Source organism: Mesorhizobium sp. M0340 (assembly GCF_040321535.1).
In the GTDB taxonomy this organism is placed as follows: Bacteria; Pseudomonadota; Alphaproteobacteria; order Rhizobiales; family Rhizobiaceae; genus Mesorhizobium.
The window spans coordinates 23,113-36,317 of sequence record NZ_JAMYRR010000024.1 but is presented as its reverse complement, the minus strand read 5'-3'; the positions used below and the strand labels follow the sequence as shown (position 1 = coordinate 36,317).

The window sequence follows — 13,205 nt, the reverse complement described above, 5'->3', positions numbered from 1 at the left end:
GACGCGTACTTGTAGCGTCCAATTGCACGCACGTCGCTCTATAGCGTCAAGACCCGGCGAGCGCGACCACTCTTTGCCACCAAAAACGCTCCGAGGCACAACAATTTTCGTCTTTGACATCATTTACTTGGGCTAGCGGTCGCAATAGTCCCACACCGACGTCAAATTCCCTCTGTCTGGCCGGAATGTCACGATGCATCGAGCCGCCTACCTGTTCCTGCTGTTCACCACCTTGCTGTGGGGCGGCAACTCCGTGGCCGGCAAGCTGGCGGTCGACCACATTTCGCCGATGACGCTGGTCTTCCTGCGCTGGATTCTAGCCGTTCTGATCCTGCTGCCGATCGGCTGGCGAACGCTGCATGAGGACTGGCCAGTGGTGCGTCGGCACTGGTTGCTGCTTGGCGGGCTCGGCGCTTGCGGCTTCGCCTTTTTCAATGCGATCTTCTACACGGCACTCAACTACACGACGGCGATCAACGTCTCGATCGAGCAGGCGGCGATACCGATCGTGATCATCATCGCCAATTTCGTGCTGTTTCGTCTGCGGGTGAACCGGGTGCAGATCGCTGGCGTCGTGCTGACCATCATCGGCGTCGCGGTGACGGCGAGCCATGGCGACCTGCGCCAGCTTCTCAAGCTGGATCTCAACTTCGGCGACGCGATCATGCTGGTGGCCGTGCTTTGCTACTCCTTCTATTCGGTGGGGTTGCGGCTGAAGCCGGTCATCCGCTGGCAGAGCCTGATGCTGGCGCTGTCGGTTGCCGCACTCATCACATCGCTGCCTTTCTTCCTGTGGGAGATTGCCGCCGGCAAGGTCATCGTCCCCGACGCCCGCGGCTGGGCTGTCGCGTTCTATACCGCCATCGGTGCTTCGGTCATCTCGCAGATCTTCTATATCAGGGGCAACGAGCTGATCGGCGCCAACCGGGCCGGCCTGTTCATCAATCTGGTGCCGATCTTCGGTACGCTGCTGTCGGTGCTGATTGTCGGTGAGACATTCCACCTTTATCAGGCGCTGGCTCTCGCACTGGTGCTGGGCGGCATCAGCCTCGCCGAATACAGCGGACGGAAGATGGCGGTATCCGCTGCTGAATGAAGTCGCTTGCCGCGACGGTTCACTGCGGTCCGTCAACGACCATGGAAGCGCCCTGCGTGCTGCTGCACACGGGGCGATCGAATTTCAGGCCGCGCCGACGTCGAAATGCAGCCGCTTGGCCGAGTCGATCGATTTGTGCGAGCGCACCTGCGCCAACACGTCTTCCGGGAACGGCGCATCGAGATAGAGCAACGCAATGGCATCGCCGCCCGGCCGGTTGCGGCCGAGCTGGAAATTGGCGATGTTGACGCCGTTCTCGCCGCACACCGTGCCGAGCAGGCCGATGATGCCGGGCGCGTCGGCATTGGTCGTGTAGAGCATGTGCTGACCGACCTCGGCGTCGAGATTGATGCCCTTGATCTGGATGAAGCGCGGCTTGCCGTCCGAAAAACAGGTGCCGGCGATCGAGCGCGTCCTGTGCTCGGTCTTGACCGTTAGCTTGATATAGCCGTCGAACACGCCCGACTTGTCGCGCTTGACCTCGGCGACGATGATGCCGCGCTCCTTCACCATGATCGGCGCCGACACCATGTTGACATCGGCGACCTGCGGCCGGATCAGCCCGGCAAGAGTGGCGCTGATCAGCGCCCGCGTATTCATCGTCGCGGTCGAGCCATCGAACAGGATCTCGACCTCCTTGATCGGATCCTCGGTGACCTGTCCGACAAAGGCGCCGAGCACTTCGGCGAGCTTGACGAAAGGTTTCAGCCGCGGTGCTTCCTCGGCGGTGATCGACGGCATGTTGATGGCATTGGAAACGGCCCCCTTGATCAGATAGTCCGACATCTGCTCGGCGACCTGCAGCGCGACGTTCTCCTGTGCCTCCATCGTCGAGGCACCGAGATGCGGCGTCGCCACCACATTCTCCATGCCGAACAGCGCGTTGTTCTCCGCCGGTTCGACCTCGAACACGTCGATGCCGGCGCCGGCCACCTTGCCGCTCTTCAAGGCCGCGATCAGGTCGGCCTCGACGATCAGCCCGCCACGCGCGCAGTTGATGATACGCACGCCGGTCTTCATCTTTGCGATCGCCGCGGCGTCGATGATGTTGCGCGTCTTGTCGGTAAGCGGTGTGTGCAGCGTGATGAAGTCGGCACGGGCGAACAGCTCGTCGAGCTCGACCTTTTCGACACCGAGTTCCTCGGCGCGGCTGTCCGACAGGAACGGATCGAAGGCGACGACGTGCATCTTCAGACCGACGCCGCGCGTAGCGACGATCGAGCCGATATTGCCGCAACCGATGATGCCGAGCGTCTTGCCGGTGATCTCGACGCCCATGAAGCGGTTCTTTTCCCATTTGCCGGCATGGGTCGAGGCGTTGGCCTCCGGTATCTGGCGGGCCAGCGCGAAGATCATGGCGACGGCATGCTCGGCGGTGGTGATCGAATTGCCGAAAGGCGTGTTCATCACGATGATGCCCTTGCGGCTCGCCGCCGGGATGTCGACATTGTCGACGCCGATGCCGGCGCGGCCCACGACCTTCAGCCTGGTCGCGACGTTGATCAGCTTCTCCGTCACCTTTGTCGCCGAGCGGATGGCCAGCCCATCATACTGGCCGATCACTTCGAGCAGTTTTTCCTTGTCCTTGCCGAGATCCGGCAAATAGTCGACCTCGATGCCGCGATCCCTGAAGATCTGCACGGCGGTGGTGGAAAGTTTGTCTGAGACGAGAACGCGGGGCATTGGCTTGGTCCTTTGCGATTGGCGTCCCTCCCCCTTGAGGGGAGGGTCGGCGCGAAGCGCCGGGGTGGGTCATTGCGGCCGGATGCGGCCAAATCTTTTTTTCTTTCTGGATGGCGGATCGGTGAGCGGTTGGAGGCGACCCCACCCGGCCCTTTGGGCCACCCTCTCTTCGAGGGAGAGGGAGTTAGGCGGCTGCCTTCAGCGACGCCTTTTGTGCGGCAAAAGCCCAGTCGAGCCAGGGCAGCAGCGCTTCGAGATCGGAGGTCTCGACTGTCGCGCCGCACCAGATGCGCAGGCCGGGCGGTGCATCGCGGTAGGCGCCGATGTCGTAGGCGACGCCTTCCTTGTCGAGCGCCGAGACGATTGCCTTGGCGAACGCAGCCTGTCCATCGGCGTCGAGTGCAGCGACTTGCCGGTCGGTGAAGGAAAGGCAGACCGATGTGTTCGAGCGCGTCGCCGGATCGACGGCAAGATGGCCGAGCCAGGAAGATTTTCCGACAAAGCGATCGAGAACAGCGGCGTTGGCATCCGCTCTGGTGACCAGCGCGTCGAGGCCGCCGATCGACTGCGCCCAACGCAGCGCGTCGAGATAGTCCTCGACGCACAGCATTGACGGCGTGTTGATCGTCTCGCCCTTGAAGATGCCTTCGATCAGCTTGCCGCCCGAGGTGAGACGGAAGACCTTCGGCAGCGGCCAGGCCGGCTTGTAGCTTTCCAGCCGTTCGACGGCGCGCGGGCTGAGGATCAGCATACCGTGCGCGCCTTCACCGCCCAAGACCTTCTGCCAGGAGAAGGTGACGACGTCGAGTTTCTGAAAATCGAGCTTTTGCGCAAAGGCGGCCGAAGTGGCGTCGCAGATGGTCAGGCCCTTGCGGGTGGCCGGGATGAAATCGCCGTTCGGCACGCGCACGCCCGACGTCGTGCCGTTCCAGGTGAAGACCACGTCGCGGTCGAAATTTATTTTGGACAGGTCGGGCAGCACGCCGTAGTCAGCCTCTAACCTGCGCACATCGGCGAGCCTCAGCTGCTTGACCACATCGGTGACCCAGCCGGAGCCGAAGCTCTCCCAGGCGACCATGTCGACGCCGCGTTCGCCGAGCAGCGACCACAGCGCTATTTCGACCGCGCCGGTATCCGAGGCCGGCACGATGCCGATGCGGTAATCCGCCGGAACCTGGAGGATTTCCCGCGTCAGCTCGATCGCTTGTTCGAGCTTGGTCTTGCCGATCTTGGCACGGTGCGAGCGCCCGAGCGCGGCATTTTTGAGCGCCTCGACCGACCAGCCGGGACGTTTTGCACAGGGACCTGAGGAAAAATTGGGATTTGCCGGACGGAATCCGGGCTTCGTTTGCGTCTTCATTGTGGTCTATCCTTCCAGATAGTGGCCCCTCGTTGGGGAGGGGTGGCCCACGGACGGCGATATGCGTTCAGGCTTTCGGCGTCAAGGGGAAAGTTTTTGTCGCTGTCGGGATACCGGCTGCCTTTGGCAAAAATGCCGCAACGCAAACGGCGGGCCAAAGACCCGCCATTGTTCACGCCTCAGCTTCGATCGAGCCTACCAGAGGTCGTATCGCAGTCCGACTTTGACCTGGTGATTATTGATCCCTTTGCGGATCGGATAAGAAGTCAGGCTTTCGGCCGTCACATATTCGGCGTCGGGTGCGGAGAAATACTGATAGCCCACATCGACTGAGACATTCTTGGACACTTGGTAGGCAAGGCCGGCATTCAGCGTGTAGGCGAAGGAGTATTGGGTCTTGTTGTCACGCAGGACGAAATCGTCGGTGGGGTCGGCGTTGGCGGTGAAGTAGCTCGCCGACAGGCGGCGCTTGCTCTGGAGGATACCGACACCAGCGCCGAGATAAGGCGTGATTCCGACATAGGTGCCAAGGTCGACATAGCCATTGAGTATGCCTGAGAAGGCATAGTTCTTCAGGGTCGCCGATGCCACGGTCGTTCCGTTGTTATAGCCGACCTCGATCTTGTTGCCGGGCAGATAGCCGGCATTGAGATCGGCGCGCAGATAGTCGTTGAAATGGTAGCCGAAGCCAATGCTGGCGAAGATGGGATCTTCCTTTTCGTCGAAGCTCGCGGGCGTGAAGGCGAAATCCTCATCCCTGAAGCTCTTCTGCACCAGATAGGAGACATCGCCGCGCAGATACCATCCCGAGCCAACCTCGACCGGTACATAGTCGGGCGCCTGGTCGACATAGACCGGCGGTTCGTAATCGGCACCAAGCGCCGGCGTCAGCGGCATCAGGACGACTGCTGCAAGCGCCAGTGCTACAGGCGATTTGGATGTCATGGTCCTCGGCTCCCGAACTTGGCGCATTCGCAATCGCGCGCCGTTTCAGAGAGCATTGTTAACCATAGTGGTTAAGTGCGGGTTAAGGATAACAAGGCGTTAGCAATTGATTTGATCCGCTTTCGCTTCTCAAGCTGGACGGTGTTCCAGAGCGCCGCAGCATCTGTAGGCAGCCAAAACGAAACCGCCCGGCATCAGCCGGGCGGTCGACGAATTCCTGGAATTCGAGGCGACTACTTGGTGTAAACAGGCTCCGGTTCCGGAACATAGGGCTCCGGGGGCGGCGCGCAGTCCGACCTGCCGAACTGGTAGCGCAGGCCGCCACGCACTTCGTGCACGTTGATGCCGCGGTCATAGCCGGGGCCGACATTGGGGAGGGAGGCATAGTCGAACATCTTACCGCCATTGATGTGGCTGAAGCGGTAGCCGACATCGAGTTTGACGCGGTCGGTCAGGCAGTAGGATGCGCCCGCCATGGCAGCATAGGCAAAACGCCAGCCCTTGCCACCGCTATGATCAAATGAACCGTCGCTGTCCACGTTGTGCAGTTCATCCCACTTGACCCAGGCACCGCCGATGCCGGCGCCGACATAAGGCGTGATCCCATGCCAGGTGCCGATGTCGACATAGGCGTTGGCCAAGAGCAGCAGCGCCGAATAGGACGAGGTATCGACGGACGTGCAAGGCGTTTGCTGCGGGCCGCAGAAGCCGTTGGTCGAGCCGCGGAATTTGGACTTGCTCATCCAGTCCAAGGTGAGATCGGTGCGGAAATGCTCGTCGATCTGGTAACCAACACCGCCGCCGGCCGAGAAGGCGCCGTCCAGCTTGCCTGTATCGAACTTGCCGGGATTCTGGGGCGCTACACCGTAGGTGATGTAGTCGCCACCACGAAACTTCGACCAGTGATAGTCGATGTCGCCACGGATATACCAGCCGCCGAATTCGGCCGGCTGCTCGTAGGCAACCGGTGGTGGCGCCTCCTCGACTACGGGCGGCTCGACGAAATCGGCGGCGAATGCCGGCCCGGCGCCGGCAAACAGCGCGGCCAGGAGGGCCATTCTTGCTGTGTTGAACATGCTTATCACTCCTGAGAACCCTCGAACGGCGAACGCGCCCGAAATATGATTGACCTCAGTTGTGGATAATGAATCGGAAAGGTTAAAAGGCGTTTAACCGTATTGATTAACCACGAATCTCTAAAAGTCGAGCAATCTGGCCGCCGTTGCTGCAGGCGGAATTGGCCGCGACTCAATAAAAAGCCCGCCGGCAAGGCGGGCTTTGAACCGGTGTTGGGAGGGAGATCAGGCGGCGCTGCGCGTTTCCGAAATGACCTCGACGATGTCGTTGACGACGGATTCGACAAGTTGTGGGTCGTCGCCTTCCGCCATGACGCGGATGAGCGGCTCCGTGCCGGATGGCCGGATGACCAGACGCCCGGCCTTGCCGAGGCGATTGCGCGCATCTTCGATCGCTGCCTTGACCGGCGCCTCCTCGAGCGGCTTGCCGCCGGAAATATGCACATTCTTCAACAACTGCGGCACCGGCTCGAACTTCTTCGACAGTTCGCTCACCGGCCGGTTCTGCCGCTTGATGCAGGCGAGCACCTGCAGCGCCGAGACAAGGCCGTCGCCGGTGGTCGAAAAGTCGGACAGCACGATGTGACCCGACTGTTCGCCGCCGACATTGAGCCCATGGGCACGCATGTGCTCGACGACATAGCGGTCGCCGACCTTGGTGCGATGCAACTGCAGGTTCATGTCGCCGAGGAAGCGTTCGAGGCCGAGATTGGACATTACCGTCGAGACGACACCGCCGCCGGCCAGCCGCCCGCTCTGGTGCCAGGACTCGGCAATCAGCGCCATGATCTGGTCGCCATCGACGATCGCGCCGTTCTCGTCGACGATGACGACGCGGTCGGCATCGCCGTCGAGCGCAATGCCGATATCGGCGCGCACCTCGTGCACCTTCTTTTGCAAGCCGGCCGGATGAGTCGAGCCGCATTCCTTGTTAATGTTGAAGCCGTTCGGCTCGACATTGATGGCGACGACCTCGGCGCCGAGTTCCCATAGCGCGTCGGGCGCCACCTTGTAGGCGGCGCCATTGGCGCAATCCACGACGATGCGCAGGCCCGACAGCGACATCGAGCGGGGCAGTGTGCGCTTGGCGAATTCGATATAGCGGTCATGCACGCCGTCGACGCGTTTGGCGCGGCCGAGCCCATCAGAATCGGCGAGCGCCAATTCGATATCCTTGTCGAGCATCCCCTCGATACGCTCCTCGATCTCATCGGACAGCTTGTAGCCATCGGGGCCGAACAGCTTGATGCCGTTGTCGTAATAGGGGTTGTGCGAGGCAGAAATCATCACGCCGATATCGGCGCGCAGCGAGCGCACCAGCATGGCAACAGCGGGCGTCGGGATAGGGCCGAGCAGGAAGACATCCATGCCGGCGGCGCACAGGCCGGAGACCATCGCGTTCTCGATCATGTAGCCGGAAAGCCTGGTATCCTTGCCGAGCACGACGCGGTGGCGGTGGCTGCCGCGCTGGAACGAGAGGCCGGCGGCCATGCCGACGCGCATGGCGACCTCCGCGGTCATTGGAAACTTGTTGGCTCGCCCACGAATGCCGTCCGTACCGAAATAATGTCCTGCCATGTTCGCCAGCTTCCCGATGGTTCTTTCCGAGCATCTCATGCCATAAAATGGCCCAAGCCCCGTCATCACATTGTATGATTATGGACGACCAATCCTTAGAAAATTGTTGTTTTGTGTGTTTTGCGTCACGCTAGTGTGTTGATTTTCAAGTTCCGAGCCCTTGCTGCGGCAGCAGCATCAGAAACGTCAACTCAAACCTCATCTGGATCCTTTGGTCTGGCAGTGTGGCCTTGAACCCGAGTCCGCATCGTGCGGCTCCAGACAGCGGTAGGCTCAGGTCCTCCGCACCCGCCGATTTGACTGGCCGTCATGTGACGCAGTGGCCTCGCTGGGAACCAGCCATATGCGCGCTCTCCGTGCAATGCACCCGGACGAACTTGGCTCGGAGACGGTCCCGGCAACGAATTCATCACCTTAAAGAAAAGAATGCACTTCTAAATTTGTCTCTACGCTACTTAGCATCTGGCGCAACCAGCCGTTGAGCGCTATTGCTGCACTGGGACATATCATGAACTGCCATAGGGAGAAAACGCATGCTCATCCACCGACTTGCCACTTTGACGGGTCTTGCCGTCGCGACCTTGTTCCTGGCGGCGCCTGCCAATGCGCTGACCATGGCCGAGTGCAGCACCAAGTATAACGCGGCGAAGGATGCGGGAACGCTTGGCGGGCAGAACTGGAACCAGTTCCGCAAGGCGCAATGCGGCACCGATGCCACCGCCGCTACGACCGACACCGCCCCGGCCAAGGCCACTGACACCACCAAGGCAGCCGCCGGCGACGATGCGGCCCCGGGCCTGACGGCGAAGGAGTGCAGCACCAAGTACCAGGCGGCAAAAGCCGCCGGCACGCTGAACGGCATGAAGTGGAACGACTTCCGCAAGACACAGTGCGCCGCCGACGCGACGGCAGCCGCACAACCCGCCGCCACGACCAAGGCTGCGGCAGCCGCCGACGACGCTGCGCCGGGCCTGACGGCCAAGGAATGCAGCACCAAATACCAGGCCGCCAAGGCTGCCGGCACCCTCAACGGCATGAAATGGAACGACTTCCGCAAGAGTGAATGCGCCGCCGGCGCAACTGCAGCGGCACAGCCTGCCGCGGCACCTGCCGAGGCGGCGACAGCCGCGGCGACCGATTCCGGCAAAGGCCTCAGCATGGCGGATTGCAGCGCCAAATATCAGGCTGCCAAGGCCGGCAACACGCTGAACGGCATGAAGTGGAACGACTTCCGCAAGAGCCAATGCGGCGCCGGCGCAGCCGACGACGACACCCTGCCGGCTCCTGATGCCAAGTATACCGGCGATCCGCAGCCGCCGACCATCACCGCCCCCCAGGGCGTGAAATTCCCGACGGCGATCTCCAAGAAGTATGCAACCGAGACCCCGGCCAAGGGCCGCATGCACACCTGCCTCGACCTCTATTACGCGAACAAGGACGCCAATACGCTGGGCGGCCTCAGGTGGATCCAGAAGGGCGGCGGCTTCTACAGCCTCTGCAACGCCAAGCTGAAGAGCTGACCGGCGCCATCATCCGACGATAGGAGCCCGCGAGCCGCAAGGTTCGCGGGCTTTTTTGTTATTGCCGAACAAGTGAGAGGCCTTCCGAGGTCGGACCAACTGTCAGATCGCGTTCCTTCGTTCCCTCTGTCCGCCGCCGGAAGCAAAGAACCCGCCCCGGAGGGCGGGTCGTCGGCGCCGTTGAGCCCTTGGCGCCGGAAAGGCACGCAATTTGCCCAGGTCGGCGCCGAGTCTCCCTTCCCTTTATGGGATTAGGGATCATCGTAGGGCGAAAGCCTCGGCTTTCCACCTGCGATAGCCCTGCACAAGTGGGAAGATCGGCAGCTTTAGCGCCTCGCGAACATCAGAAGGAAAACGCCGCGGCTAGAGCCCGCGGCGTTTCGAAGTCGATCTGTCCTGGGCCCTAGCTTGATGGCTGGGGTTCCATGCCGCCTTCGGGCTCGGGGCCCTTCTTGCGGCGGCCGGACTTTGGTACGGCCGAGCCACGGCTCGGCGGCGTGTCGTCGCCGAGGTCGCGTGCGGGCTTATTGCCGGCGATCAGCTGCTTGATCTCCTCGCCCGACAGCGTCTCGTATTCGAGCAGGCCTTGCGCCAGCGCGATCCATTCCTTCTTCTTCTTGGTCAGGATTGACCTTGCCGTCGAATAGGCCTCGTCGATCAGCCGGCGCACTTCGGCGTCGATGATCTGCGCCGTCTCTTCCGAGATGTTCTGCGTGCGCGCCACCGAATGGCCGAGGAACACCTCCTCCTGGTTGTCGCCATAGGCGACATGGCCGAGCTTGTCGGAGAAGCCCCAGCGCGTCACCATGGCGCGCGCCAGCTTGGTCGCCTGCTCGATATCGGAGGAGGCGCCCGAGGTGATGTTCTCCTTGCCGAACTTGAACTCCTCGGCGACACGGCCGCCCATCATGATGGCGAGCCGCGAGATCATGTATTTGTAGCTCATCGAATAGCGGTCGCCTTCCGGCAGCTGCATGACCATGCCGAGTGCCCGGCCGCGCGGAATGATGGTCGCCTTGTGCAACGGATCGGCCGACGGCACGTTGAGCGCCAGAATGGCGTGGCCGGCCTCGTGATAGGCGGTCAGCTCTTTCTCGGCCTGCGTCATCGCCGACGAGCGGCGCTCGGCGCCCATCATGATCTTGTCCTTGGCGTCCTCGAATTCGGCCATGGTGACGAGGCGCTTGTTGCGCCGCGCCGCCATCAGGGCGGACTCGTTGACCAGGTTCATCAGGTCGGCGCCGGAAAAGCCCGGCGTGCCGCGCGCGATCACCTTGAGGTCAACGTTGGGCGCCAGCGGCACGTTGCGCACATGCACCTTCAGGATCTTCTCGCGGCCGACGATGTCGGGGTTCGGCACCACCACCTGGCGATCGAAGCGGCCCGGCCTGAGCAGCGCCGGATCGAGCACGTCGGGCCGGTTGGTGGCGGCGATCAGGATGATGCTTTCGTTGGATTCGAAGCCATCCATCTCGACCAGCAGCTGGTTCAGCGTCTGCTCACGTTCGTCATTGCCGCCGCCGAGGCCGGCACCGCGATGGCGGCCGACCGCGTCGATTTCGTCGATGAAGATGATGCAAGGCGCATTCTTCTTGGCCTGGTCGAACATGTCGCGGACGCGGCTTGCGCCGACGCCGACGAACATCTCGACAAAGTCCGAGCCCGAAATGGTGAAGAACGGCACGTTGGCTTCACCGGCGACCGAGCGGGCGAGCAGCGTCTTGCCGGTTCCGGGAGGACCGACGAGCAGCACGCCGCGCGGGATCTTGCCGCCGAGCCGCTGGAATTTCTGCGGGTCGCGCAGGAACTCGACGATCTCTTCCAGATCTTGCTTGGCTTCGTCGACGCCGGCGACGTCCTGGAAGGTGACGCGGCCATGCGCTTCGGTCAAAAGCTTGGCCTTCGACTTGCCGAAGCCCATGGCACGGCCGGAACCGGACTGCATCTGGCGCATGAAGAATATCCAGACGCCGAGGATGAGGATCATCGGCAGCCAGGAGATCAGGGTGCCGAACAGCGAATTGGAGCCGTCGGATTCAGGACGCGCATTGATGGTGACGTTCTTGTCCTGCAGACGCGAAACCAGTGACGGATCCCCAGGCGAATAGGTCTGGAAGCCGTTGGAGCTGTCCGTGTAATTGCCGGAGATACGGGCGCCGGCGATGGTCACCGACTTGATCCGTCCCGCCGCGACTTCCTGCAGGAACTGCGAATAGGGCACATCGCTCGAGGCCCCACGCGTCTGCGGCGTCTGGAAAAGATTGAAGAGAGCGATGAGCAGGACCGCTATGATCGCCCAGAGCGCGAGGTTGCGATAATTCGGATTCATCAATTGTCCCGTTGGCGCCGCTGGGCGGACACGCGTCGTGAGAGGAAACTTGGCCCTAACATAGGGAGAGCGTCTCCCCTTGCCAAGCATAACAGCAGGTCTCGGTTAAGCTTTCGCCCGTGGTAGGCCGGCACTGTGGCCGCCGAATGGCGAGGCTGGAACCGGCGCCGCGCCAAGCAAGGCGGCGACGGCATCGGCCGGCGCCAGATCGAAGGACGGCAGGAAACGGGCGAAGGGCGCGACCGCCGGATATGCGGCGACAGCCGCCGGCATCGGGCCTTCCCCGGGCAAACCCGGGCCTTCCCCAGGCAGACCAAGGCATTCGCCATCCCGCCATAGCGCCGGCTCGGCGGCCAGGGCTGCGCGTACAAGGCTTGCCGGCGTGCCATGCCCGGCAATTGCCCGCTTGGCGGCAAGAGCCGCCCCGAGCGGTGCTACCAACAGCGGCGCGATCAACAATGCACCTGAACTGTCGCCCAATGTGATCCGTCTGCGGCCGTCCCAAAGGGCATTGTCGGAAACCTCGACAGCGGGCGGCAGATCGCGCAATTCGCGATGCAAAAAGATACCGGTACGCCGGGCATCGATCACGGTCCGCGACAATGTGGCACAAAGCGCCCCGGTGCGGAGCCGGCCGAAAAGGGCTTCGCTGCGGGCCTGGTCGGGAAGGAAAGCTGTGCCGCCGGTCGCCGCCAGCAGAATGCGCAGCGCATAAATAGCCGCCCCGCTGTCGCTTTCAGTCGCAAAATCCCGGTCGAGGCGGACGAGGCCGGCGGCTGGCCTGGAGGCCAAGCTGCGGATCAGCATGGCCGCGCGGCGTCCCAATTGCTCACGCTCGGCCGCCACCTTTCTGGCCAGCTCTATCGCTTCAGCCACACGAGGCGCACCATCGCCTTCGGCAAGTGCTGCGCGGACGCGCGGCCGCTCGAAAGCGGTGTCGGCATTGGTCGGATCTTCGATCCAGGCAACCTGTTCACGCCGCAGGAATTCGCGCAGTGCCTCACGCCTTACGCCGAGCAGTGGCCGCACGATCCAGTGCCGCCAGTCGTAGAGGGTTGCCGGCGCCATGCCGGCAAGACCCCGCCCTTCCTCGCGCCCCCCGTCGTCGCTTTGCCTGCCATCACTTGGCCGCTCGTCACTTGGCCGCTCGTCAGTTGGCCGCTCGTCACGCGCCCACTCGTCCCGCGCTTGCCGCATCAGCACGGTCTCGGCCTGGTCGTCGGCGGTGTGGCCAGTCAGGATCAGGCCGATGCCTGCCGCTTCGGCGGCCTCGGCGAGCAGCCGGTATCGGGCCTCGCGCGCGGCGGCGGGGAGGCCGGTCGATGGTTTGCGCCCCGACCAGGCGAGGACGCGATGGGCAATGCCGCGCGCCGCGCACAGCCTGGCCACGGCTTGCGCTTCCGCTGCCGCTTGCGGCCGCAATCGATGATCGATCGTTACCGCCAGCAATTTCGTTGCCGGGGCGTTACGGTCGAGATGGGCTTTGAGGAGGAGGAGAAGGGCGGTCGAGTCGCTGCCGCCGGATACGGCCGCAACAGCGCCGTTGGAAAAGTCGATCCGCGAAAAATCCGAAAGGTCAGGCTCGGTGTCGAGCGTCATGCATGTCGCCCAAGCGTGG

9 protein-coding genes are annotated in these 13,205 nt (G+C 62.7%); 2 read left to right on the top strand and 7 right to left on the bottom strand.

Annotated elements, in window-relative coordinates; translation table 11 throughout:
* Nucleotides 1-193 precede the first annotated feature (193 nt).
* Nucleotides 194-1,096, top strand: a complete 903-nt coding sequence (locus NKI79_RS26625; RefSeq protein ID WP_352805770.1) for a DMT family transporter — start codon at nucleotides 194-196, stop codon at nucleotides 1,094-1,096.
* Nucleotides 1,097-1,180: 84 nt separating this feature from the next.
* Here NKI79_RS26625 and serA read toward each other — a convergent pair whose 3' ends face one another.
* The 5 genes from serA to glmM all read right to left on the bottom strand — a co-directional run bounded on the left by serA (nucleotide 1,181) and on the right by glmM (nucleotide 7,738).
* Complete coding sequence (gene serA, locus NKI79_RS26620; RefSeq protein ID WP_352805768.1) at nucleotides 1,181-2,779, bottom strand: phosphoglycerate dehydrogenase; 1,599 nt, start codon at nucleotides 2,777-2,779, stop codon at nucleotides 1,181-1,183.
* A gap of 184 nt (nucleotides 2,780-2,963) precedes the next feature.
* Nucleotides 2,964-4,139 (bottom strand): phosphoserine transaminase, encoded by a 1,176-nt coding sequence (locus tag NKI79_RS26615; RefSeq protein WP_352805766.1) that lies wholly within the window; start codon nucleotides 4,137-4,139, stop codon nucleotides 2,964-2,966.
* A 195-nt stretch (nucleotides 4,140-4,334) separates the two neighbouring features.
* Nucleotides 4,335-5,084, bottom strand: coding sequence for an outer membrane protein (locus NKI79_RS26610; RefSeq protein WP_352805763.1), 750 nt, complete (start codon nucleotides 5,082-5,084; stop codon nucleotides 4,335-4,337).
* A gap of 233 nt (nucleotides 5,085-5,317) precedes the next feature.
* Nucleotides 5,318-6,160 carry an outer membrane protein gene (locus tag NKI79_RS26605; RefSeq protein WP_352805760.1) on the bottom strand — a complete coding sequence of 281 codons (843 nt, stop codon included), beginning with the start codon at nucleotides 6,158-6,160 and terminating at the stop codon, nucleotides 5,318-5,320.
* A 225-nt stretch (nucleotides 6,161-6,385) separates the two neighbouring features.
* Nucleotides 6,386-7,738: a phosphoglucosamine mutase gene (gene glmM / locus NKI79_RS26600; protein ID WP_292664754.1), complete on the bottom strand. Its 1,353-nt coding sequence runs from the start codon at nucleotides 7,736-7,738 to the stop codon at nucleotides 6,386-6,388.
* A 533-nt stretch (nucleotides 7,739-8,271) separates the two neighbouring features.
* Between glmM and NKI79_RS26595 the strand changes: the two genes are divergently transcribed.
* On the top strand, nucleotides 8,272-9,258 hold the full coding sequence (locus NKI79_RS26595) for a hypothetical protein (protein ID WP_352504957.1): 987 nt from the start codon (nucleotides 8,272-8,274) through the stop codon (nucleotides 9,256-9,258).
* Nucleotides 9,259-9,661: 403 nt separating this feature from the next.
* Here the strand turns inward: NKI79_RS26595 and ftsH are convergent, their stop codons facing one another.
* Complete coding sequence (gene ftsH, locus NKI79_RS26590) at nucleotides 9,662-11,587, bottom strand: ATP-dependent zinc metalloprotease FtsH (RefSeq protein ID WP_352476109.1); 1,926 nt, start codon at nucleotides 11,585-11,587, stop codon at nucleotides 9,662-9,664.
* A 105-nt stretch (nucleotides 11,588-11,692) separates the two neighbouring features.
* Complete coding sequence (gene tilS, locus NKI79_RS26585; protein WP_352805757.1) at nucleotides 11,693-13,186, bottom strand: tRNA lysidine(34) synthetase TilS; 1,494 nt, start codon at nucleotides 13,184-13,186, stop codon at nucleotides 11,693-11,695.
* Nucleotides 13,187-13,205 lie beyond the last annotated feature (19 nt).